Origin of the sequence: Paraburkholderia sp. BR14320, from assembly GCF_040948665.1 — a bacterium.
In the GTDB taxonomy this organism is placed as follows: Bacteria; Pseudomonadota; Gammaproteobacteria; order Burkholderiales; family Burkholderiaceae; genus Paraburkholderia; species Paraburkholderia youngii.
In genome coordinates this window covers 97,235-121,313 of sequence record NZ_JBFPKG010000021.1, presented here as the reverse complement: position 1 = coordinate 121,313, position 24,079 = coordinate 97,235, and the positions used below count along the sequence as shown (strand labels likewise).

Below are 24,079 nucleotides of genomic sequence, written 5' to 3'. Positions count from 1 at the left end.
ACCCAGCGGTCTGCCATGTGTCGAGTGTCGCCAGCGCCTTCGGATGCAGCGCGCGGACGTCGGCGGCGCGCAGGAAGTCGGCTTGCGCGAGTGCTTGCGCGAGCGCTCGGAGCGCCGTCGCGCGGGCCGGCAACGCGTCAGGCAACGCCGTGCGGCCCTCGGCCGTCAACCGATAACGCTCTTCCAGCGCGAACAGCCGCGACCAGCGCGACGCGTCGCGCAGCGCCTGCGGCAGCGCGGGCAACGCCACTTCGCCGAGACCGCGTTGATAGTAGTCCGCGGCGAACGCGGCGAGTGCAAGCCAATGTGCCGACACCGGCGGACACGACGAGCAGACCTTATCCACATCCCGCAGGCGTTCGGCGGGCACCTCGCTGTGGGCGGCCACTTCGCAGATCAGCCCCACCACGTGCCGTTTGCCGAACGGAACGCTGACGAGCGTGCCCACGACAGGCGCCTCGGATGTGCCGCAGCGATAGTCGAACAGGGTCGGCAGCGGATGATCGAGGGCGACGCGGACGAACACTTCGTTCACTCGGCGAGGCGCTGCGGACGAGCGGGCACGATGCCATATCGCGGCGCGGGGTGGCTCGCGCGGGACACGAACCCGTCGAAGTTAAAGTAAAACCTTAATTTCACCGCTAAGTTTTGGATTCGGCTGAACAATTGCGCTCGGCTCGTGGCCCTGTGGATAACTTTGTTGAGAACTTCGCTTCGACGGGCCGCAAACGGCGTGGCGACGGCCTTGTGTGGGATTCCGCACATTTCATCCCGCTCCCCGCAAAGCCTTGCCCGACAAGGCTCAGATCAAATGAACCGGGTATGTGCAAGGGTCTGGCCACGATTAAACCCTCTACTGCGCCGCAGCGTGCGAAGTGTGCATAAGTCTACCCTTGACTTTCGTAAGACCCCCATCTGACGGCCTCTTCGCGGAACTACGGTCCTTAGACCCAGAGCCCAATTCGCTGCAACGCAACACGAAACGGTAACGATTACAGTCTCACGCGGGCGTATGTGCACCACTACGGATAGCGCGGCTGTGACGATGCACTTCGTCGACCAGCTCGGCAACATGCTCCGGTGGTGTGAACTGCGAAATGCCGTGACCCAGATTGAAAACGTGGCCGGGATGATTGCCGAAGCTGTCGAGCACCGCGCGCGCTTCTATGCGGATCGCGGCAGGCGGTGCAAACAGCACCGACGGATCGATGTTGCCCTGAAGAGCCACCTTGCCACCAACACGCTCGCGCGCCTTGCCGAGGTTCACGGTCCAGTCGAGGCCCACCGCGTCCACACCGCTCGCGGCGATGTCGTCAAGCCACAGGCCACCGCCCTTCGTGAAGGCGATCACGGGCACTTTTTCGCCGTCGTGCTCGCGCTTCAGTTGACTGACCACCTGCTCGATGTAGCGCAACGAAAAGCGCTGATAGACGCCATCGGCGAGCGCTCCGCCCCATGTGTCGAAAATCATCACTGCCTGCGCGCCGGCTTCGATCTGCGCGTTCAGATATGCCGCGACCGAGCGCGCGTTGATGTCGAGAATCCGCTGAAGCAGATCGGGACGCGCGTACAGCATCGATTTGACCGTGCGAAAGTCCGCCGAGCCGCCGCCTTCGACCATGTAGCACGCGAGCGTCCACGGACTGCCCGAGAAGCCGATCAACGGTACGCGTTGCCGGCCTTGGGCGTCCTTCAGCGCCGTGCGGATTTCGCGCACGGCGTCGGTCACGTAGCGCAGTGTGGCGTCGATGTCGGGCACCGCGAGGCGCGCGACGTCGTCTTCAGTGCGCACCGGACGGGCAAATTTCGGCCCCTCACCGTTGACGAAATCGAGGCCGAGGCCCATCGCGTCAGGCACGGTCAGGATGTCGGAGAACAGGATCGCGGCGTCGAGCGGATACCGATCGAGCGGCTGCAGCGTGACTTCCGTCGCGAAAGCCGGATTCTTCGCAAGACCGAGGAAACTGCCCGCGCGCCCACGCGTGGCGTTGTATTCCGGCAGATAGCGGCCAGCTTGCCGCATCAGCCAGATCGGCGTGTAGTCGGTGGGCTGGCGCAGCAGCGCGCGCAGGAAAGTGTCGTTCAGGAGTTGATGGGCCACGTTGCGTGCGACTGGAGAGCTGAGGGCAAAGGAGCATTTTACCGGAGGCGGCCTCGGACATCGCGCATCGCGGGGCAATCGATGTTGCGACGGCGCGTCGTGGGAAGCGGGCGGAGTGCAGCTCGGGCGCACCTCCGCCCGCTGCCGTGCGCCACTGCGTGCACTGCTACCGGCTCGTTGTCTTCTGCTGCCCGACTCACCCTGGCTGAACGGCCGATGTTCAAGCCCGCGCTGCCAAGCTACTATCCCACAGCTTTACCGATGAATTACACACTACACACCATAGGAGACTGGATGAAGAAGGCAGCACTCGCAATGCTCGGCGCGCTCGCCGGCGTCCTGATGCATGTCGGCATGGCCAACGCCCAAAGCGCCGCGGCCGCGCCGTCCCGGCTCGACGACATCATCAGCCGCGGCACGATACGCGCCTGCACTACCGGTGACTACAAGCCGTACTCGTTCTACAAAGGCGATGGCCAGTTCGAGGGCATCGATATCGACATGGCTGAGTCGCTCGCGAAGTCGCTCGGCGTGAAGGTCGACTTCGTCAAGACGTCGTGGTCGAACCTGATGAACGACTTCGTCGCGAAGTGCGACATCGGCATCGGCGGCGTGTCGCCGACGCTCGAGCGCCAGAAGCATGCGTTCTTCACTCAGGCTTACATGATCGACGGCAAGACGCCGATCGTCCGTTGCGACGATGTCAACAAATATCAGACGGTCGCGCAGATCGATCAACCGTCCACGCGAGTGATCGTCAACCCGGGTGGCACCAACGAGAAGTTCGCGAAGCAATACTTCACGCACGCGAACGTGACCGTTTATCCGGACAACGTGACGATCTTCAAGCAGATTCTCGCGGGCAAAGCGGACGTGATGGTGACGGATGCGTCGGAAACGCTGCTGCAGCAGAAGCTCAATCCCGGCCTATGCTCGGTGCATCCGGACAAGCCGTTCCAGTACGGCGAGAAGGCATGGCTGGTGCCGCGCGGCGACGTCGCGCTCCAGCAATACGTCGATCAATGGCTGCACCTCGCTCGAGCGACCGGCGAGTATCAGGCGATTGCGGACAAGTGGTTGAAGTAGGCCGACCGTGTCCGTGGCAAGCCGTCAACTGCTAACTGGGTTGCGGCAAGGGCGGCTTGTGCAGGGCTGAAGGTGTCGCATCGGCGAGGATGTAACGAGGGGCGACGTTGTGCGGCTGTAATAACTGCCGGATCAGCGCTATAAGGCTGACATGCGCGCCTTTTTATTAGTGGCGCAAGCGCCATCGCGTCGCTGCATTGCAGCGTTGATTTTCGCCGACTTGCGAGATATTTCGGAGCAGGGTCGTAGTACCTGTTTCACAAGAAGTCCGTCGGTCAAAAGCTGCAGATGCAACCATTTCCCGCGGATGAGTGACCGGATTTTTACTGCGATGTACGCCACGAGTGGCATCAAACCTGCGGCTTGAATTGCGTCGCAGGTATCGGCAAAAATTACCTTTCAACCGCTTTATTTTGGCAATAAATCCCGCAACGCCTTATCCGGCGGGCGTTACAACCTGAAACACTTTGTTACCGCCTTCGTAAGTTAATTCGCCCACAATGCCCTCAACGGTTTCAACACGGATGTGGCTGTGTGCGTGGTGTGAGCGGATACGATGCACTTGCCGGTCGGCGGTTGCCGAAGCCCTGTGAAGGGGGCATCCCTGCTGGGGCCGTAACCGACGCAGGGTCGTCGGCATGACCGTCCCATCATTGGTCTCCTCGCGCTAACCCCGTAGCGTGTGGTTTTTAGCGGGCTCCAGGCCCGCTTTTTTTTCGTCTGCTCAAACGTTTGCGCGCGACGAATCCTCGCCGCGCAACCCCAGTTCTACTCCTCACCTGTTGCTGGTGTTGGCTGCGAAGCGTGCCGCGGCAGCGTCATGCCGTCTTGTCCTCCCTGAGTTTCAATTCGCTGATCATGCTTTCACGCATCACGAATTTTTGTACCTTGCCGGTCACGGTCATGGGCAGTTCGTCGACGAAGCGGATATAGCGCGGCACCTTGTAGTGCGCAATCTGTCCCTGGCAGAACTGCTGGATTTCTTCTGCCGTTGCCTGTTCGCCCGTCCGCAGCACGATCCACGCGCATACTTCTTCGCCGTACCTGGTATCGGGCACGCCGAAGACCTGCACACTCTGGATCTTCGGGTGGCGGAACAGAAACTCCTCGATCTCGCGCGGATAGATGTTTTCGCCGCCGCGAATCAGCATGTCCTTCAGCCGGCCGACGATGTTGCAATAGCCTTCCGCGTCGAGCGTCGCCAGGTCGCCCGTATGCATCCAGCCGTCGACGATGCTCTCATGCGTCTTCGCTTCGTCGCCCCAGTAACCGAGCATCACCGAGTAGCCGCGCGTGCATAGCTCGCCGGTTTCGCCAACCGGGACGATATTGCCGAGCGGATCGACGATTTTCACTTCGAGGTGCGGCTGGATGCGCCCGACCGTCGTCGTGCGCTTGTCGAGCGGATCGGTCGTCGAGCTTTGGAACGACACCGGGCTGGTTTCCGTCATGCCATAGGCGATGGTGATCTCGCTCAGGTGCATCTTCGAGACGACCTTCTTCATCGTCTCGATCGGACACGGCGAGCCCGCCATGATGCCGGTGCGGAGCCGCGAGAAGTCGTGCGAGGCGAAGGTCGGATGGTCGAGTTCGGCGATGAACATCGTCGGCACGCCGTGCAGCGCGGTGCATTTTTCCTCGGCAGTCGCGGCGAGCGTCGCGGCCGGATCGAAGCCCTCGCCCGGGAACACCATGTTCGCCCCGACCGACACGCATGCGAGCACCGCCAGCACCATCCCGAAGCAGTGGTACAACGGCACTGGAATGCACAGGCCGTCCTGCTCGCTGAGCCGCATCGCCATCGCGATATAGCGCGCGTTGTTCACGACGTTGCGGTGCGTCAGCGTCGCGCCCTTCGGATTGCCCGTCGTGCCGCTGGTGAATTGGATGTTGATTGGTTCACGGCACGACAGCGTCGCGCCGATCGCATCGAGCCGGGCGGCGTCGAACGACGCACGGCCACGCTCGATCACGTCGGAAAAGCTCAGCATGCCTGGCGTCTCCGTGTCGCACATGCGGATCACGTAGCGCAGCTCCGGCAGCCGCGCGGCATGCAATTCGCCCGGCGGCTGCGTCGCGAGTTCGGGCGCAAGCTCCTGCAGCATCTCGAGGTACATCGACGTCTTGAAGCGCTCGGCGGTGATGATTGCATTGCAACCGACCTTGTTCAGCGCATATTCGAGCTCCGCGAGCCGGTACGCCGGATTGATATTGACGAGGATCGCGCCGATACGCGCGGTCGCGAACTGCGTCAGCAGCCACTCGACGCGGTTCGGTGACCAGATGCCGACACGATCGCCCTTCGCGATTCCGAGCGCGAGCAGCCCGGACGCGAGCACGTCCACTTCTTGCGCGAATTCGCTCCACGTCCAGCGAATGCGCTGCTCGCGAAACACCACGGCCGGTCGATCGGGAAAGCGCGCGGCGGTGTCGCGCAGAAACTCGCCGACGGTCGCTTCGCTCAACGGATTTTCAGTCGACCCGCGCACATACGACAGTCCATCCGCGGGTTCGATGAGCGCACCTTCACCCGAGCTATGCGTTGCCATGGTGTTGTCTCCGTGAGCGCAAGCGCGCTCTATTGAAATGAATTTGAAATCGATTGTGCACCCGCGAGTACCGGGCCGGCATCAAGTCTTACCCGCACCGCAGCGCCCCGACCAGCACCTATGTCTCCAACCTCGTGGATTTTGCCGACCTTTACGTAAACGTCAACCAGATATCAAAAAAAAGCAGCCGCGCGGGCTGCTTTCTTCTTCTACGTGCTGCTTTAGTGCTGGCCGCGCAGCTTGCGCAGACGCTGGATTGCCGCGAGCTGCGCCGTCGCGTATGCGAGCTCCGCCTGTGCGGTCGCGTACTCGAGGTTCGAGCCCGTGTTCTGCAGCGCCTCTTCCGCACGCTTGCGTGCGTCTTCGGCCTTGGCTTCGTCGAGATCCTTGCCGCGGATCGCGGTGTCGGCGAGAACCGTCACTGCGCCCGGCTGAACTTCGAGGATGCCGCCGGCGACGAAGACAAACTCTTCCTCGCCATTTTCAACTTCGATGCGCACCGCACCCGGACGGATCCGTGTGATGAGCGGCGTGTGGCCCGGCAGAATGCCGAGTTCACCCGCTTCGCCTGGCAGCGCGACGAACTTCGCCTGGCCCGAGAAGATTTCCTCTTCCGCACTGACGACGTCTACTTTAATGGTTGCCATATGTGTCGACTCCTGTCGACGAGAGTTAGCGCTTGGGTGCTGACTCCCGTCCCATGCAAGGCGGGTTGAGCGTAATCAGAGACGCCGGCTTTGCGCAACACTACCGTCTAGGCAGTCGTGATGCGCGAGGCCCGCGCCCGCTTCGTTACACCCGACCTTTACTGGATCTTCTTGGCCTTTTCGAAGGCTTCGTCGATCGTGCCGACCATGTAGAACGCTTGCTCCGGCAGGTGATCGCACTCGCCTTCAACGATCATCTTGAAGCCACGGATCGTTTCCTTCAGCGGCACGTACTTGCCCGGCGAACCCGTAAACACTTCAGCGACGTGGAACGGCTGCGACAGGAAACGCTGGATCTTACGAGCGCGCGCGACGGCGAGCTTGTCTTCCGGTGCGAGTTCGTCCATGCCCAGAATCGCAATAATGTCGCGCAGTTCCTTGTAGCGCTGCAGCGTTTGCTGCACGCCGCGGGTGATCGAGTAGTGCTCTTCGCCGATCACGTGCGGGTCGATCTGACGCGAGGTCGAATCGAGCGGGTCCACCGCGGGGTAGATACCGAGCGAAGCGATGTCACGCGACAGCACGACGGTTGCGTCCAGGTGGCCAAAGGTCGTCGCCGGCGACGGGTCGGTCAAGTCGTCCGCAGGGACGTACACGGCCTGAACCGACGTGATCGAGCCAGTCTTGGTCGACGTAATGCGCTCTTGCAGCTTACCCATTTCTTCAGCCAGCGTCGGCTGATAGCCCACTGCCGACGGCATGCGGCCGAGCAGTGCCGACACTTCGGTACCGGCCAGTGTGAAACGGTAGATGTTGTCGACGAAGAACAGCACGTCGAGGCCTTCGTCACGGAAGTGCTCGGCCATCGTCAGACCGGTCAGCGCGACGCGCAGACGGTTGCCCGGCGGCTCGTTCATCTGGCCGTACACCAGCGCGACCTTGTCGAGAACGTTCGAGTCCTTCATTTCATGATAGAAGTCGTTCCCTTCGCGGGTACGCTCGCCCACACCGGCGAACACGGAGTAACCGCCGTGTTCCTTCGCGATGTTGTTGATCAGTTCCATCATGTTCACGGTCTTGCCCACGCCGGCGCCACCGAACAGACCGACCTTACCGCCCTTCGCGAAAGGGCAGATCAGGTCGATAACCTTGATGCCGGTTTCGAGCAGCTCGGTCGACGGCGACAGTTGGTCGAACGCCGGAGCCTTCTGGTGGATCGCACGCGTGGTTTCGCTCGAGATCGGGCCGGCTTCGTCGATCGGACGGCCCAACACGTCCATGATACGGCCGAGCGTCGGCTTACCGACCGGCACGCTGATCGGATTACCCGTGTTCTTGACGATCGTGCCGCGGCGCAGACCGTCCGATGCACCCAGACAGATGGTACGGACCACGCCGTCGCCCAGCTGCTGCTGGACTTCGAGCGTCAGCTCCGAACCTTCGAGAATGAGCGCGTCGTAGATCTTCGGCATGGATTCACGCGGAAATTCCACGTCGATCACCGCGCCGATGCACTGTACGATCTTGCCTTCTACCAAAGCAGTAGTACTCATCGCTTTTCCTTTAGATACTCAATTCTTCACTCGCGCAAAGGCGCAGTTTCTCCGATGGGTGCGCCACTCGGGCGCACACGCAACGACCTGTCTGACCGAGGTCAGACGGCCGCCGCTCCACCGACGATTTCCGACAGTTCTTTCGTGATCGCGGCCTGGCGGCTCTTGTTGTAGACGAGCTGCAGATCGCTGATGACCGTCTTTGCGTTGTCCGAAGCGGCTTTCATCGCGACCATGCGGGCCGACTGCTCCGATGCCATGTTTTCCGCGACGGCCTGATAGACCAGCGCTTCGACATAACGCACCAGCAGTTCGTCCACCACTGCTTGCGCATCCGGCTCGTAGATGTAGTCCCACTGCGTGCTCGGCGTCGTACCGTCTTCTTCTGTGCGCTCGAACTGGTCCGCCGACAACGGCAGCAGCTGCTCGATCACCGGCTCCTGCTTCATCGTGTTGACGAAGCGCGTGTACGCGAGGTACACCGCCGAAATCTTGCCTTCCGAGAACAGGTCGAGCTGGACCTTCACCGCGCCGATCAGCTTTTCCAGATGCGGCGTATCACCCAGTTGCACGACGTTCGACACGACCTTCGCCTGCAGACGGTTCAGGAAGCCCAGACCCTTGCTGCCAATCGCGGTTGCCTCGATCGTCTTGCCCTGGCTTTCCAGTTCCTTGAACTTCTGCAGCGACGCGCGCAGCACGTTGGTGTTCATCCCGCCGCACAGACCTTTATCGGTCGTGACGAGGATGATGCCGGCCGCCTTCGCGCCTTCGTTCGACACCATGAACGGGTGACGATACTCCGGGTTCGCACGGCTCATGTGCGCGGCGATGTCGCGGACCTTGTCGGCATACGGGCGAGCAGCGCGCATGCGCTCCTGAGCGCGGCGCATCTTCGATGCGGCCACCATCTCCATCGCTTTTGTGATCTTGCGCGTGTTTTGCACGCTCTTGATCTTGCCGCGAATTTCCTTCATTCCAGCCATTGCTTGCTCCTTGATCGAAGCAGCGCGGGAGCATTCGCATGCGGCCCGCGCCGCTTCAAGGTCCGTTTATGCCTTGCGGATCACTCGCGGATCAATAAGCGCCGGACTTCTTGAAGTCTTTGACGGCCGTGTGCAGCAGGCCTTCGTCGTCCTTCGAGAGTTCCTTGGTATCTTCGATACGCTTGACCAGGTCAGCATGGCTCGACTTCAGGTGATCGCGCAGGCCCTTCTCGAACGGCAGGACTTGAGCAACTTCGAGGTCGTCGAGATAGCCGTTGTTCGCCGCGAACAGCGATACAGCCAGTTCCCACACTTGCAGCGGCTGATACTGCGGCTGCTTCAGCAGTTCGGTCACGCGGCGGCCGCGCTCGAGCTGCTTGCGGGTCGCTTCATCGAGGTCCGATGCGAACTGCGCGAACGCTGCGAGTTCACGGTACTGCGCGAGGTCGGTACGGATACCGCCCGACAGCTTCTTCACGACCTTCGTCTGAGCCGCGCCACCCACGCGCGACACCGACACGCCAGCGTTAATTGCCGGACGGATACCTGCGTTGAAGAGGTCGGTTTCAAGGAAGATCTGGCCGTCCGTAATCGAGATCACGTTCGTCGGAACGAATGCGGTCACGTCGCCTGCCTGCGTTTCGATGACCGGCAGCGCCGTCAGCGAACCGCTCTTGCCCTTCACTTCGCCGTTGGTGAACTTCTCGACGTACTCTTCCGAGACGCGAGCAGCACGCTCGAGCAGACGCGAGTGCAGATAGAACACGTCACCCGGGTAAGCTTCACGGCCCGGCGGGCGGCGCAGCAGCAGGGAGATCTGACGGTATGCCCAAGCCTGCTTGGTCAAGTCGTCGTAAACGATCAGCGCGTCCTGGCCGCGATCGCGGAAGTACTCGCCCATCGTGCAGCCGGCGTACGGCGCGAGGTATTGCATCGCGGCCGAATCCGAAGCCGAAGCGGCGACGACGATCGTATATTCGAGCGCGCCCGATTCTTCGAGCTTGCGCACCACGTTCATGATCGACGAAGCCTTCTGGCCGATCGCGACGTAGATACAAACGAGGTTCTTGCCCTTCTGGTTGATGATCGCGTCGACGGCGACTGCGGTCTTGCCGCACTGACGGTCGCCGATGATCAGCTCACGCTGGCCACGGCCGATCGGCACCATCGAGTCGATCGACTTCAGACCGGTTTGGACCGGTTCCGAAACCGACTTACGCCAAATCACGCCCGGTGCAATCTTTTCGATTGCGTCGGTCATCTTCGCATTGAGCGGGCCCTTGCCGTCGATCGGGTTGCCGAGCGCGTCGACCACACGGCCGAGCAGTTCCGGACCAACCGGCACTTCGAGAATGCGGCCCGTCGTCTTGACGATGTCGCCTTCCGAAATGTGTTCGTATTCACCCAGAATCACGGCGCCGACCGAGTCGCGCTCGAGGTTCAGTGCCAGACCGAAGGTATTGCCCGGGAATTCGAGCATTTCGCCCTGCATCACTTCCGACAGACCGTGAATACGCACGATACCGTCGGTCACGGAGATCACGGTGCCCTGGTTGCGAACGTCTGCGCTCGCTTCAAGGCCCTGGATCCGGCTCTTGATCAGCTCGCTGATCTCAGAGGGATTGAGTTGCATTATTCGCTCCTGATAGTCAATTCTGTTGCGTGCCAGCCGCTAAAGCGCGAAGCGCTTCAGGCCGTCAGGGCCGTTTGCATCCTGGCGAGCCGCGCGCGGACCGAGGTATCGAGCACTTCGTCGCCGACCGTCACGCGTACGCCGCCGATCAGCGACTGATCGACTTCGACCGTCGGCTTCAGCTTGCGCTTGAACTTGCGTTCGAGGCTTGCGACGAGTTCGTTCAACTGCGCACCTTCGAGCGGGAATGCGCTGACGACCAGCACATCCGCCGCCCCTTCGCGGGCGTTCTTCAACTCTTCGAACTGCGAGGCGATTTCCGGCAGCAGCTGCAGGCGATGGTTGTCCACCAGCATCTGCACCAGATTCTTCGCTTGCGCGTTGTCCTTGAGCGGCGACTTGACCGCGGCCAGCAGCAGATCGCTAACCTGGGCGCGGCTCACTTTCGGGCTCGATGCGATCGACAGCACATCGGGCAGACGCGCAACCTGTGCCAGCTCCTGCACGAGCGTGGACCAGGCGGCGATGTCACCAGCTTCGGCCACGCCAAACAGCGCTTCCGCGTACGGACGGGCGATGGTTGCAAGTTCGGCCATGATCAGAGCTCGGCTTTCAGTTGATTCAGCAGGTCAGCGTGGGCTGCCTGGTCGACTTCGCGCTTCAGGATCTGTTCAGCGCCCTTCACAGCGAGTGCAGCGACTTCGCCACGCAGCGCTTCGCGCGCCTTCACGACTTGCTGCTCCGCGTCGGCCTTCGCCTGCGCGATGATGCGGGCGGCTTCCACCTGAGCCTGAGCCTTGATTTCGTCGGCGACTGCGACAGCGCGCTTTTCAGCGTCCGCGATGCGTTGCTGGCCATCGTTGCGAGCCTGAGCCAATTCCTGGTCGACGCGCTTATGAGCGGCTTCGAGTTCCTGCTTGCCCTTTTCCGCGGCGGACAGACCGTCGGCGATCTTCTTCGCGCGCTCGTCGAGAGCGTTGATCAGCGGCGGCCACACGAATTTCATCGTGAACCACGCGAGGATCAGGAACACGACCATTTGCGCAAACAGGGTTGCGTTGAGATTCACGGTGTTTCCTTAAACGTTGCTTGTTCGGAAAGTGAAACGGCAAGGCGCTCATCGATTCTGCTCGATCAGCGCCCCAGTACCCGTTCCGCCCTGCGCCTTTACCTGTTATAGCTCAGGCGCAAACCTCCGAGGAACCTCAGCCTGCCAGCTTCGAGAGCAGCGGGTTCGCGAACGCAAACAGCATTGCCACACCAACGCCAATTAGGAACGCCGCATCGATCAGACCAGCCAGCAGGAACATCTTGGTTTGCAGCGGGTTCATCAGTTCCGGCTGACGGGCACATGCTTCGATGTACTTGCCGCCCATCAGACCGATACCGATACAGGCGCCGATAGCACCCAGGCCGATGATGATGCCGATACCGATGGCGGTCAGACCCTGGATGTTGGCGATGAAAGCTTGCATGATCACTCCTTTGTGAAAAGTCTTTTAGAACTGGTTGGAACTGGGATTTAAAAAACTACGATTCTTTGCCGACAACGCAGGTTAGTGCGCGTCGTGTGCCTGGCCGATGTACACCAGCGTCAGCATCATGAAAATGAACGCCTGCAGCAGAACGATCAGGATGTGGAAGATTGACCACACTGTGCCGGCGACCACGTGGCCGATGAAGCCAAGCACCGTCGTGTCCGCGCCGAAGCTCCAGATGCTGCCGAGCAGGGCAATCAGCAGGAACAACAGTTCGCCCGCGTACATGTTGCCGAAGAGCCGCATGCCGAGCGAGACCGTCTTCGCGACGAACTCGATGATGTTCAGTGCCAGGTTCGGGATCCACAGCAGCGGATGCGCGCCGAACGGAGCGGACAGCAGTTCATGCACGAAGCCGCCCGCGCCCTTGATCTTGAAGTTGTAGTAAATCATCAGCACGAACACGCCGAGGGCGATGCCGATCGTGCCGTTCAGGTCGGCGGTCGGTACGAGGCGGTGGTGCGGAATGACTTCGGAGAGGCCAAGCCAGCCGATCAAGCGGCCCGGCAGGTCGACGGGAATGAAGTCGAGCGAGTTCATCAGCGCGACCCAGACGAACACCGTCAGCGCAAGCGGCGCGATGAAGGTGCGTGAGCCGTGGATCATGGCCTTCGATTGATCCTCGACCATTTCGACCAGCATTTCGATCGCGCATTGGAAGCGGCCCGGCACGCCGGACGTTGCCTTGCGGGCTGCCAGATGCAGCACGAGGATCGTGACGAGACCGCACACGATCGACCAGAAAAGGGTGTCGAGATTCCACACATGGATGTCGAAAATCGACGTCTGGTGTGCGGTGGAAAAGTTCTGCAAGTGGTGCGCGATGTACTCGGACGGATCCATTGCGCGCGTGCCTTCGCTAGCTGCCATATCGTTAAAGCCACCCAAATTGTCGAAAATCGTTCGAGGCCGTTCCCGCCGTATTGCGGGAACGCGCCGGGTGCAGGCCCTGTCTCGTCCGCACACCCGTGCCAGCGCTAGGCGCCGGCCTTAAATTCTTTTTGCTGCTATTTTTTGTGCTGCTACCTTAGCGCCACGCCAAGGCGATCCAGTAAGTCTTCAACGCGATGAGGTAGGTCACCAGCAGCGGAATCCAACGTACGTCGTGATACCAGAAGGCGATTGCGACAAACATCGCAATCGTTGTCCCCATCTTTAGTGCTTCACCGATCATCCAGCTCATCACGGTCTCGGCGCCGCCCAGCTTTTTCAATCGCGCCGCGAACAACGCACCCGGCACCCAGCAGATCGCTCCCCCCAGGAACGCTGACAGCGCAGCAGCGCCCGGCGGCTTGTAGAACAGCCACCACAACAGCGTTGCAACCAGGGACAAAACCATTTGCGCTGCGACGACCCTGAACGGCGTCACGCGCGATGGACGACCCACGCCGGGACCAAACAGCTTTTCCGCCTCGGCCCGCGTGAGCGGAACGATATTGTTATCTTCCTGCGCGTCATCCCACGCTTCGGCCGGATCGAACTGCCGACTGGCGGATGTCTCGGGTGCGGAGCGTTCAGCGCGGTGTCTGTCGTCACCATTTTCCGGCGACAGATTCGACGTTTTAACCGCCATCGCAATGTTCCGAAAGTCTCGTTCAGCCCGCGAGTTTACGCAGCGCTTACGGGGTTGCCGTGCAATTAAATCCGGGCGATTGTAAGCGATAGTTGCAGGCAATTCAAGACTTTAGGCCAACCTATAGCTGCGTGAAACGTGCCTTCACGATGCGGTAAAACGTATGCTAACGACACGAATCACGTCAAATGTAAGGTGGACGGGGGACCGCGAAACCCGAGTGGGTAGTCGCGTGGATCGAAGCTCTTTGGCAGGACGTTTCGACGCTCCGACGGACGTCTCGAAAATGCAACAAATGCCGCTTTTTTAAGGGCTAAACGGAACGGCTCTTCAATTGAACTGAGCCATTCTCGCCGCGGCTTTCATGATGATCAGCCGCTTTGCGATAGCGGCTCGTAAGGATGATTACCGCGTCGAAGTCGAAGGTTTGAAACTAGGATTACTGATTATTTTTGCATCGGTTGTTTTGGAATCCACGATAGTTGCTGGCACTGAGCAATCCAACTCGCGGCAGTGCTCATGCACAGGCCGCCAGCCGTTTCCCCCCTTCGAGCGCCATTCTGCACTCAGACGTTCGCGTTCCCGCGCAAGCGAACAAGAATGCCTTCCAACGCTTCGAGATCGCCAAAGTCCACCAGCACCTGGCCGCGACCGCGTCGGCCGAGCTTGATTTTCACTGTCGCCGACAACAGGTCCGACAGTTCCTCTTCTAGCCGTCGCGTGTCACGGCCGCCATCCGGGTTCGCGCGCGCCTTTACCGCCGGCGTCACCTTCGTGGTCATCGCGACCAGCTTTTCGGTCTCGCGCACAGACAGGCGCTTGTTGACTACCTGATTGGCCAGGGTGATCTGCGTCGCGGCATCGACCGCGAGCAGCGCACGAGCGTGACCCATGTCCAGATCGCCGGCAAGCAACATCGTCTGTACCGGCGTCGCGAGATTCAGCAGCCGCAGCAGGTTCGACACCGCGCTGCGCGAACGACCCACCGACTCTGCCGCCTGCTCATGCGTGAAATTGAATTCGTCGAGCAGGCGCTGGATGCCCTGCGCCTCTTCGAGCGGATTCAGATCCTCGCGCTGGATGTTTTCGATCAGCGCCATCGCCGCGGCGGCCTGATCGGGCACGTCCTTCACAAGCACCGGCACCTCATCGAGGCCCGCGAGTCGCGCCGCGCGAAAACGCCGCTCGCCCGCGATGATCTCGTAGCGATCCGCCGCGATCGGACGCACGAGAATCGGTTGCATCAGCCCTTGCGCGCGGATGCTCGCCGCGAGCTCCTGCAGCGCGCCTTCGTCCATGCGCGTACGCGGCTGGTATTTGCCGGCCTGCATCTTGCCGAGCGGCAGTACATTCGGCGCGCCGTCGATCACCGCTGCTTCAGTGATATCCGCGGTGCCGCCGAGCAATGCCTCAAGACCGCGGCCAAGTCCCTTCTTTCTTGCTACTGCGTTCATCGTGCTTCCTCGATCCGCTTAGGATGCCTGGGGCGCGTCATTCAGCGCGCGCACCCGCTCAATCATTTCGACGCCGAACTGCACGTACGCCTGCGCGCCTCGCGACGCCCTGTCGAACACCACACCGGGCAGCCCGTAGCTGGGCGCCTCGGCCAATCGCACGTTGCGTGGAATCACTGCGTCGAACACCTTGTCGCCGAAGTGCTCTTTCAATTGATCCGAGACTTGCTGTTGCAACGTGATGCGCGGATCGAACATCACGCGCAGCAGACCGATCACCTTGAGGTCGCGATTCAGGTTCGCGTGCACCTGCTTGATCGTGTTGACGAGGTCGGACAGCCCTTCGAGCGCGAAGTATTCGCACTGCATCGGAATGACGACGCCGTGCGCGGCGCATAGTCCGTTGAGCGTCAGCAGCGACAGAGCCGGCGGGCAATCGATCAGCACGAAATCGTACTCGCCCTCGACCACGGCGAGCGCCGTCCTAAGTTGACGCTCGCGATTCTGCATGCTGACGAGCTCGACCTCGGCGCCCGCGAGCTCACGGTTCGCGGGCAGCACGTCGTATCCGGCCGCCTCGGGCCGCACGCGCGCATCGGCCACGGACACGCTGTCCACGAGGACCTCATAGACCGTGTTCGTGCATTCGGCTTTGTCGATACCGCTGCCCATCGTGGCGTTGCCTTGCGGGTCCAGATCGATGAGAAGGACTCGCTGTCCCTGCGCTGCCAGGCTCGCGGCCAGATTGACTGCGGTGGTCGTCTTGCCGACACCGCCCTTCTGGTTCGCAACGCAGAAGATTTTTGCCATCGTTGGTGTGTCCCTTTTGCTGCTTGGATGAAGTGAAAATCGTTGAGATTGCTTAGAGGCCGCGACGGCCGTTAGCTTTCGGTGTCCACTCGCACCTCGATCAGATGCCGCTCGGCGTCGAGCAACGGCACATTCAGCCGGATGATCTGTTCCACGTGGGCACCCGCTGGTAGACGCGCGATTTCGGCATCCGGTCGCACGCCCTTCATCGCCCAGATCGCGCCCTGCTCCGCAACCAGATGACGGGCCAGTGTAACGAAATCCGTGAGGTCTGCGAATGCGCGCGAGACGATTACGTCGAACTTTGCCGGTACTTCGGCGCCAGGCTGCAGCGTCTCCACCCGGCCGGTCACGACCGACAGGTTCGCGAGACCCAGTTCGGCCTTCGCCTGCGCTTGAAATGCCGTCTTCTTATGGACGATGTCGTTCGTCGTGACGGTCCAATCGGGCAGCACGATCGCGAGCAAGATGCCCGGCATGCCCCCGCCCGAGCCCACGTCGAGCACCGACGACGGTCCACGCGGCGCCAGGTGCGGCACGATCGACAGCGAATCGAGGATGTGCTGAATCAGCATCTGCCGTGGATCGCGAATTGCCGTCAGGTTGTAGACGTTGTTCCACTTCGCGAGCAGCGCGACGTAATCGAGTAGCTTGCGCTGCTGCGCGTCGCTGAGTTCGAGCCCGAGTTCACGGACGCCGTCCGCCAGCAATGATACCAACGCCTGCTGATCGCTTCCCCTTTGCGCTGCCGTCATTGCACCACCGGCGTGCTGTCGGCGCCGGGTTCGGCGGGTTTCGACGCGCGACGCCCGAGGCCGCGCTTCAGATGGACCATCAACAGCGAGATCGCGGCAGGCGTGATGCCCGAAATACGCGACGCCTGGCCGATCGTCTCCGGCCGGAACTGCATCAACTTCTGGCGAGCTTCGAACGACAGTCCACGCACCTCGGTATAGTCCAGCCCTTCTGGCAGACGGGTGTTCTCTTGGGCCTCGTTGCGTTCAATCTCGCCGGCCTGTCGGTCGATGTAGCCCTGATATTTGACGCCGATTTCGATCTGTTCCTTGATCTGCGCGAGCAGCACCGGGTCTTCCGCCAGTGCTTGGGGCGCGCCACAAGTGCCGTCACGCAGCGCGCAGACGCCGTCGTAGCTGACACCCGGACGACGCAGCAGGTCCGCGAGACTGTATTCGTGATCAATGGGCTTGCCGAGCAATGCGGTCGCTTCTTCCGCAGGCAACGTCTTAGGATTGACCCACGTTGAACGCAAGCGCTGTGTTTCACGTGAAACAGCGTCACGTTTGCGACTGAAGGCGTCCCAGCGGGTGTCATCGACCACACCCAGTTCGCGCCCGATCTCCGTCAGCCGCATGTCCGCATTGTCTTCGCGCAAGCTCAGACGGTACTCCGCACGGCTAGTAAACATCCGGTACGGCTCGGACACCCCGCGCGTGACCAGATCGTCGACGAGCACGCCGAGATAAGCCTGGTCACGACGCGGGCACCATGCTTCCTTGCCTTGCACGAACAGACCGGCATTGATGCCGGCCAGAACGCCCTGCGCTGCCGCCTCTTCGTAGCCAGTCGTACCGTTGATCTGCCCCGCGAAGAACAGGCCACTGATCACCTTCGTTTCCAGCGATGCCTTCAGCCCACGCGGATCGAAATAGTCGTACTCGATCGCATAGCCGGGCCGCAGGATATGCGCATGCTCCAGACCGCGCATCGATCGGACCAGTTCGAGCTGCACGTCGAACGGCAGGCTCGTGGAAATCCCGTTGGGATAGAACTCGTTAGTGGTCAGACCTTCGGGCTCGAGATAGATCTGATGCGATTCCTTCGACGCAAACCGGTGAATCTTGTCCTCGATCGACGGACAATAGCGCGGCCCCACTCCCTCGATCACGCCCGTGTACATCGGCGAACGGTCGAGACCGCCGCGAATGATGTCATGTGTCCGTTGATTCGTATGCGTGACCCAGCACGGCACCTGGCGTGGGTGCTGCTCGACCCGCCCGAGGAACGAGAACACGGGCACCGGGTCCAGATCGCCCGGCTGCTCTTCGAGCTGCGAATAGTCGATCGTGCGGCCATCGATCCGCGGGGGCGTACCCGTCTTCAGCCGGCCCTGCGGCAGCTTCAGCTCTTTCAGCCGAGCCGACAGCGAGACCGCGGCGGGGTCCCCCGCGCGGCCGCCGGTGTAGTTATTCAAGCCGACGTGAATCTTGCCGTCGAGGAACGTGCCTGCCGTAAGCACCACCGCGCGCGACCGGAAACGAATGCCGACTTGCGTGACGGCGCCGACTACGCAGTCGCCCTCGACGATCAGATCGTCGACGGCCTGCTGGAACAGCCACAGATTCGGCTGGTTCTCGAGGCGATGGCGGATCGCCGCCTTGTACAGCACGCGGTCGGCCTGAGCGCGCGTCGCGCGCACCGCCGGCCCTTTCGACGAATTCAGGATGCGGAACTGGATGCCGCTTTCGTCGGTGGCAGCCGCCATGGCGCCGCCAAGCGCATCGACTTCCTTGACCAGATGGCCTTTGCCGATGCCGCCAATCGACGGATTGCAGCTCATCTGACCGAGGGTCTCGATGTTATGGGTCAAAAGCAGCGTTTTATTGCCCATGCGCGCCGACGCCAAAGCGGCTTCGGTGCCGGCATGACCGCCGCCGACGACGATTACGTCAAATTCTGTGGGAAAAAGCATCGCGGGATCTCACGCCAGATCGTCGCGTGAGCCTTCAAAGGAAAATGTATGGGCGAATTATAACGGGTTAAGTTTCGGCCCGAATTTCGTCCGAATGGTGAAACAAGAAAAAAGCGGTGTGTTTCACGTGAAACACACCGCTTTGAAAGACAGCGATCGCCGAAAAAGGTACGCGCTTATGCGACTTTTTTAGCCAAGCCGAGATAGGTTTCGATCACCCGAGGATTTTGCGCGAGGTCGGTCGCCGGCCCTTCCAGCGCCAGCTCTCCGGTTTCCAGCACGTAGCCGTAGTCCGAGATTTGCAACGCAGCCCGCGCATTCTGCTCGATCAGCAGCGTCGCGACGCCCGTCTGCCGTAACGCGCTGATGATGTGGAAAATTTCCTTCACGATCAACGGCGCAAGACCGAGGCTCGGCTCGTCCAGCATCAGCAGATCGGGCTTGCCCATCAGCGCGCGGCCGACCGCGAGCATCTGCCGTTCGCCGCCCGAAAGCGTGCCCGCCGCCTGTTTGCGCCGCTCCTTCAGCCGCGGGAACAGTTCGAATACCGGTTCCAGTTGATCGAGAAAGTTGCGCTCCCCTGCCCGCTTGCGTCGGTAGGCGCCAAGCAGGAGATTGTCCTCAACGCTCATCGACGCGAACAACTCGCGCTTTTCCGGCACCAGGCACATACCAAGTGCGACCCGCCTTTCCACCGGCATCGCGCTGACGTCGTCTCCCTGATAGAAAACCGCGCCTTTCGCATGGCCAGACGTCGGCAGCGCGCCCATGATCGCATTCAGCAGCGTCGACTTCCCCGCTCCGTTCGGACCAATCACGGAGACGATCTGCCCCGCCCGCACCTTGATCGCCGCATTGTGCAGCGCCTCGACCTTGCCGTAACGGACCGACAGACGGTCCACTTCGAGAATCGGTCCCGCTGCCGCCACGCCGGTCGTTGTCGTGTTGTCCATCATTCCACCCCACCCAGATACGCTTCGAGCACCGCCGGATCCTGCTGCACTTCTTGCGGCAGGCCTTCAGCGATTCGCGTGCCAAACTCCATCACTACGAGCCGGTCCGTCAGATTCATCACGAAATCCATGTCGTGCTCGACGAGCAGCACACTCATCCCTTCCGCCTTCAGCTTGCGCAGCAGATCGGCGAGCTGCAGCTTTTCCTGATAGCGCAGACCAGCGGCCGGTTCGTCGAGCAATAGCAGAGTCGGATCGCAACACAGCGCGCGTGCAATTTCGAGAATCCGCTGTTGACCCAGCGCGAGGCTGCCCGCTTCGTCATACATATGCTGTTCGAGGCCGACCCGCCGAATCTGCCGAGCGGCTTCGGCCATCAACCGCGCCTCTTCCGAGCTGTTCAACCGCACGACACTGCGCCACACACCCGCATGGCCACGCAGATGCGCGCCAATTGCGACGTTCTCGAGCACGGTCATACCCGGCAGCAGCTTTACATGCTGGAAGGTCCGGCCGATACCACGCTTGACGATTTCACGTGAACTGAGCGCATCGATGCGCTCGCCGCGGAACGTGATCTCGCCGCTCGTCGCCTGCAGCACGCCGGTCACCAGATTGAACGTGGTCGACTTACCCGCGCCGTTCGGTCCGATCAGCCCGATGATCTGCCCCGCTTTGACTTCGAAGCTGACATCGTTCACCGCAACGAGGCCGCCGAACTGCTTGCGTGCCTTGTTCACCGTCAGGAGGTCTTCGCCGGCTTGCGGCTTGTTGCGCTGCGGCAGAGGGTCCGCGTGATCCGCGAGATGCGCCCGCGGGCCCCGCGGGAAGAAGCGCGCGACGAACGGCCAGACGCCCTGCCGCGCATACTGCAGCAACAGCACCATGATGATGCCGAACACGATCACTTCGAAGTTGCCATTCTCGCCGAGCAGTTTCGGCAGCAGCGTCTGCAGATAATCCTGCAGCACCGTCAGGATCGCCGCGCCGAGCACCGCGCCCCACACGTGCGAGACGCCGCCCACCACCGCCATGAACAGAAACTCGATGCCGTGATTCAGCCCGAACGGCGTCGGATTCACCGCGCGCTGCAGGTGCGCGTACAGAAAGCCCGACACCGACGCCAGCACCGCCGCATAGACGAAGATCACGACGCGCATCCAGCCGGTGTTGACGCCCATTGCTTCCGCCATCAGACCGCCGCCCCGCAGCGCGCGAATTGCGCGACCCGGACGGCTATTAAGCAGATTCTGAACAGAAACGACTGCCCCGAGCACGACCACCCAGATCAGGTAGTAGATATGGCGGCCGGACTCGAGGTTGATCCCAAAAACATTCAGCACCGGGATGCCGTTGATGCCGTCGTACTTGCCGAGCATTTCCAGATTGCCGAACAGGTAGAACAGCGCGAGCCCCCACGCGATCGTGCCGAGCGGCAGGAAGTGGCCGGACAGGCGCATCGTCACCAGACCGAGCATCAGCGCGATCAGCGCTGTCACGATTACGCCGGCGATCAGTGCGAGCCACGGCGACACGCCGAAGTTCGTCGTCAGATACGCCGTTGCATAAGCGCCGATGCCGACGAACGCGGCCTGCCCGAAGCTCGTCATGCCGCCGATACCGGTCAACAGCACGAGGCCGATCGCAACGATCGAATAGAGACCGATGTAGTTCAGCAGCGTGACCCAGTACTCCGGCACATGAATCGGATGCGGCAGAACCGGCAAAGCGAACAGCACCACGAGGAACAACCAGAAGAACTTCTTTTGCATGATCCGTTTCATCGTGTCACTCCTCTTCCTCTTCGGCATGCGGGCTCGCAAGACTGCGCCACAGCAGCACCGGGATGATCAGCGTGAACACGATCACTTCCTTGTAAGCACTGGCCCAGAACGACGAATACGACTCCAGCAGACCGACCAGAATCGAGCCGGCCGCCGCGAGCGGATAGCTGACCAGACCGCCGATGATCGCGCCCACGAAGCCCTTCAAACCGATCAGAAAGCCCGAGTCGTAGTAGATCGTCGTGAGCGGCGCGACGAGGATGCCGCACAGCGCGCCGAGGCCCGCTGCAAGCGTGAACGCGAGGCGTCCCGCCTGCGTCGTGCCGATGCCGACGAGCCGTGCGCCGACCCGGTTCACGGACGTCGCGCGCAGCGCCTTGCCCGAGATCGAGCGATCGAAATACAGATACAGCGCACCGATCAGCACGACCGCGGTGCCGATCACCCACAGGCTCTGTCCGGAGATCGACAACGTGCCCACGTTGAATGTCGCATCGGAAAACGCGTTGGTGCGTGAGCCTTCGGCGCCGAACATCACGAGGCCGAGACCGACCATCGCGAAATGCACGGCCACCGCGACGATCAGCAGCAGCAGCGTGGCCGCCTCCGCGATCGGCTCATAGGCAAGCCGATAAACGAACGGACCCATCGGAATCACGATCAGCAGTGTCAACGCGATCTGCACGATCATCGGCAGCGGCTGCAAAAAGATGCCGCGCGTGAGCGCGTAGACCGCGATCGGAAACAGCAGATACTTCCCTGCCAGCACAGGCAGCGTGCGCGCCGCATGACGACGCCGCTCGGCATGCCGCAAAACGGCCACCGTCTCGACGACGAAGCATGCTGCGCCCATCGCCATCAACAGCCAGCACGTGGCAGGAAACTTCTGCGTCTGCAGTGCGGCGAGCGTCAACGCGCCGTACGAAACGAACTCTCCTTGCGGGATGAAGATCACCCGCGTGACGGAGAACACCAGCACCAGCGCAAGCGCGAGCAGCGCGTAGATCGCGCCGGTCGTGATGCCGTCTTGCGCGAGGATCGCCGCAATTGATAGATCCATACTTCCTCGTCCTGAAGCGTCGAAATCGAAAAACCGGGAAACAGTCGTGACGGCGCGGCGCGTAGCCGGCCATCGATCTGCAATGTCTGAAAAGACGACCGCCGCGCCGGGTCACGGCGCGGCGGTCGATGCCATTTTCGTCGAACACAATGGCAATGCGGCGTCATACACCGCAGTTTGCGCGAGAGGCGCGTACCGCTAGTTGTTTTTGTAGATCGTCTTAGTCGTTCTGCAGCTTCCACTTGCCGTCGACGATCTGCACGATGACGCGCGCGCGTTGGTCGAGGCCGTTGTGGTCGTTCGCGGTGGTGTTCATGATGCCGTGCGACACCGGCAGTTCCTTGATGTTTTCGAGCGCGTTGCGCAGCGCCACGCGGAACTCGGGCGTGCCTGGCTGTGCGGTCTTCAGCGCGACCGGAATCGCAGCCTGCAACATCTGGCCGGCATCCCATGCGTGACCGCCGAAGGTCGCCACCGAACCCACGCCATAAGCCTTCTCATAGGCGTTCTTATAGGCTTCCGACGACTTCTTCACCGGGTTCGAATCCGGCAATTGATCGACGACGAGAATCGGACCAGCCGGCAGCAGTTCGCCTTCGCAATCCTTGCCGCATACCCGCAGGAAGTCGTTGTTCGCGACCCCGTGCGTCTGATAGATCTTGCCCTTGTAGCCACGCTCCTTGAGCGTCTTGGCCGGCAGCGCCGACGGCGTGCCCGAGCCCGCGATCAGCACCGCGTCGGGATTCGCGCCCATTGTCTTCAGCACCTGGCCCGTCACCGAAGCGTCGGTGCGGTTAAAGCGCTCGTTCGACACGATCTTCAGGTTGTGCGCTTTAGCCACGGCATCGAACGTCGTATTCCAGCTGTCGCCATAGGCGTCCGAGAAACCGATGAAGCCGACCGTCTTCACGCCGTGGTGCTGCATGTAATCGGCGATCGCGTCGGCCATCAGGCTGTCGTTCTGAGGCGGTTTGAACGCCCATGCGCGCTTCGCATCCATCGGCTGAATGATCGCTGCCGACGCCGCGAGCGAGATCACCGGCGTCTTGCCCTCAGCAGCCGGATCGAGCATCGCGAGCGAATTCGGCGTGACGGTCGAGCCGATGATCGCGTCGACGTGGTCTTCGTCGATCAGCTTGCGCGTGTTCTGCACGGCCTTGCTGGTGTCCGAACCGTCGTCGAGGATGATGTACTGCACGCTCTTGCCACCGATCTCCTTCGGCAACAACGCGATCGTGTTCTTCTCAGGAATTCCGAGCGACGCTGCCGGCCCCGTCGTCGACAACGTGACGCCGATCTTCACCTGCGCGAATGCCGCCCCCGCGCCGCACATCAGCGCCATCGCGATGCCGGTGCGTACCCAATGCCTTGTCTTTTTCATTGCGAGTCTCCAAACGCCTTCAAAAGCGCCTATCTATAAACCGGCTTGCATGGCCGGGTGTCTGAATCTAGTGAGCGAGTTCAGGTGTGCCAAGCATGGTTTTCCCTGCTCGGCGCGCACACCTTCCCCGCTTTGTCGGCTACCGCTCCTCTCGCGTCGCGCGAGTGCGCATTCGCGTCGTACGCCGCGTTTGTTTGCCGCGGCTTTATTTCCAACCGGACCTTCACAAACCACTAATATGTTAGTAGCTTGCGTTCTGCA

20 protein-coding genes and 1 pseudogene are annotated in these 24,079 nt (G+C 61.5%); 1 reads left to right on the top strand and 20 read right to left on the bottom strand.

Annotated elements, in window-relative coordinates; genetic code table 11:
* Together AB3X89_RS20520 and hemE are read right to left on the bottom strand one after the other, a co-directional pair.
* A pseudogene (locus AB3X89_RS20520) lies at window positions 1-535 on the bottom strand (primosomal protein N'); the annotation flags it as partial.
* 465 nt (window positions 536-1,000) lie between these two features.
* A complete protein-coding gene (gene hemE, locus AB3X89_RS20515) occupies window positions 1,001-2,101 on the bottom strand; it encodes a uroporphyrinogen decarboxylase (protein ID WP_368584881.1) in 1,101 nt (366 codons plus the stop codon).
* 294 nt (window positions 2,102-2,395) lie between these two features.
* On the opposite strand from hemE, the gene AB3X89_RS20510 reads away from it, so the two are divergent.
* A complete protein-coding gene (locus AB3X89_RS20510) occupies window positions 2,396-3,187 on the top strand; it encodes a transporter substrate-binding domain-containing protein (protein ID WP_368584879.1) in 792 nt (263 codons plus the stop codon).
* A gap of 818 nt (window positions 3,188-4,005) precedes the next feature.
* Here the strand turns inward: AB3X89_RS20510 and AB3X89_RS20505 are convergent.
* From AB3X89_RS20505 to AB3X89_RS20420, 18 genes are all read right to left on the bottom strand, one after another.
* Window positions 4,006-5,736: an AMP-binding protein gene (locus AB3X89_RS20505; protein WP_368584878.1), complete on the bottom strand. Its 1,731-nt coding sequence runs from the start codon at window positions 5,734-5,736 to the stop codon at window positions 4,006-4,008.
* Window positions 5,737-5,957: 221 nt separating this feature from the next.
* Window positions 5,958-6,383, bottom strand: coding sequence for a F0F1 ATP synthase subunit epsilon (locus tag AB3X89_RS20500; protein ID WP_008917918.1), 426 nt, complete (start codon window positions 6,381-6,383; stop codon window positions 5,958-5,960).
* Between the two features lie 158 nt (window positions 6,384-6,541).
* Window positions 6,542-7,936: a F0F1 ATP synthase subunit beta gene (atpD, locus tag AB3X89_RS20495; protein WP_176109931.1), complete on the bottom strand. Its 1,395-nt coding sequence runs from the start codon at window positions 7,934-7,936 to the stop codon at window positions 6,542-6,544.
* A gap of 101 nt (window positions 7,937-8,037) precedes the next feature.
* Window positions 8,038-8,922: a F0F1 ATP synthase subunit gamma gene (gene atpG, locus AB3X89_RS20490; RefSeq protein WP_368584877.1), complete on the bottom strand. Its 885-nt coding sequence runs from the start codon at window positions 8,920-8,922 to the stop codon at window positions 8,038-8,040.
* 91 nt (window positions 8,923-9,013) lie between these two features.
* Window positions 9,014-10,555: a F0F1 ATP synthase subunit alpha gene (atpA, locus tag AB3X89_RS20485; RefSeq protein ID WP_018432453.1), complete on the bottom strand. Its 1,542-nt coding sequence runs from the start codon at window positions 10,553-10,555 to the stop codon at window positions 9,014-9,016.
* A 56-nt stretch (window positions 10,556-10,611) separates the two neighbouring features.
* Window positions 10,612-11,151 carry a F0F1 ATP synthase subunit delta gene (locus tag AB3X89_RS20480; protein ID WP_368584876.1) on the bottom strand — a complete coding sequence of 180 codons (540 nt, stop codon included), beginning with the start codon at window positions 11,149-11,151 and terminating at the stop codon, window positions 10,612-10,614.
* Between the two features lie 2 nt (window positions 11,152-11,153).
* Window positions 11,154-11,624, bottom strand: coding sequence for a F0F1 ATP synthase subunit B (locus AB3X89_RS20475; protein ID WP_013090955.1), 471 nt, complete (start codon window positions 11,622-11,624; stop codon window positions 11,154-11,156).
* A gap of 136 nt (window positions 11,625-11,760) precedes the next feature.
* Window positions 11,761-12,030 carry a F0F1 ATP synthase subunit C gene (gene atpE / locus AB3X89_RS20470; RefSeq protein WP_007180033.1) on the bottom strand — a complete coding sequence of 90 codons (270 nt, stop codon included), beginning with the start codon at window positions 12,028-12,030 and terminating at the stop codon, window positions 11,761-11,763.
* A gap of 81 nt (window positions 12,031-12,111) precedes the next feature.
* Window positions 12,112-12,963 (bottom strand): F0F1 ATP synthase subunit A, encoded by an 852-nt coding sequence (gene atpB, locus AB3X89_RS20465; protein ID WP_013090956.1) that lies wholly within the window; start codon window positions 12,961-12,963, stop codon window positions 12,112-12,114.
* 157 nt (window positions 12,964-13,120) lie between these two features.
* The gene (locus tag AB3X89_RS20460) at window positions 13,121-13,666 is read right to left on the bottom strand and encodes an ATP synthase subunit I (RefSeq protein ID WP_368584875.1); all 546 of its coding nucleotides are present in this window, start codon (window positions 13,664-13,666) and stop codon (window positions 13,121-13,123) included.
* Window positions 13,667-14,232: 566 nt separating this feature from the next.
* Window positions 14,233-15,120 carry a ParB/RepB/Spo0J family partition protein gene (locus AB3X89_RS20455; protein ID WP_368584874.1) on the bottom strand — a complete coding sequence of 296 codons (888 nt, stop codon included), beginning with the start codon at window positions 15,118-15,120 and terminating at the stop codon, window positions 14,233-14,235.
* An 18-nt stretch (window positions 15,121-15,138) separates the two neighbouring features.
* Window positions 15,139-15,930, bottom strand: a complete 792-nt coding sequence (locus tag AB3X89_RS20450) for a ParA family protein (protein WP_368584873.1) — start codon at window positions 15,928-15,930, stop codon at window positions 15,139-15,141.
* A gap of 71 nt (window positions 15,931-16,001) precedes the next feature.
* Window positions 16,002-16,685, bottom strand: a complete 684-nt coding sequence (gene rsmG / locus AB3X89_RS20445) for a 16S rRNA (guanine(527)-N(7))-methyltransferase RsmG (protein ID WP_368584872.1) — start codon at window positions 16,683-16,685, stop codon at window positions 16,002-16,004.
* Complete coding sequence (gene mnmG, locus AB3X89_RS20440) at window positions 16,682-18,640, bottom strand: tRNA uridine-5-carboxymethylaminomethyl(34) synthesis enzyme MnmG (RefSeq protein ID WP_368584871.1); 1,959 nt, start codon at window positions 18,638-18,640, stop codon at window positions 16,682-16,684. Before mnmG ends, rsmG begins: the two co-directional genes overlap by 4 nt.
* A gap of 176 nt (window positions 18,641-18,816) precedes the next feature.
* Window positions 18,817-19,593: an ABC transporter ATP-binding protein gene (locus tag AB3X89_RS20435; protein WP_368584870.1), complete on the bottom strand. Its 777-nt coding sequence runs from the start codon at window positions 19,591-19,593 to the stop codon at window positions 18,817-18,819.
* Window positions 19,593-21,377, bottom strand: coding sequence for an ATP-binding cassette domain-containing protein (locus tag AB3X89_RS20430; RefSeq protein WP_368584869.1), 1,785 nt, complete (start codon window positions 21,375-21,377; stop codon window positions 19,593-19,595). Before AB3X89_RS20430 ends, AB3X89_RS20435 begins: the two co-directional genes overlap by 1 nt.
* A gap of 4 nt (window positions 21,378-21,381) precedes the next feature.
* Window positions 21,382-22,437 carry a branched-chain amino acid ABC transporter permease gene (locus AB3X89_RS20425; RefSeq protein ID WP_368584868.1) on the bottom strand — a complete coding sequence of 352 codons (1,056 nt, stop codon included), beginning with the start codon at window positions 22,435-22,437 and terminating at the stop codon, window positions 21,382-21,384.
* A gap of 220 nt (window positions 22,438-22,657) precedes the next feature.
* Entirely contained in the window at window positions 22,658-23,818 is a 1,161-nt protein-coding gene (locus tag AB3X89_RS20420; RefSeq protein WP_368584867.1) for an ABC transporter substrate-binding protein, read from the bottom strand.
* Window positions 23,819-24,079: the final 261 nt, after the last annotated feature.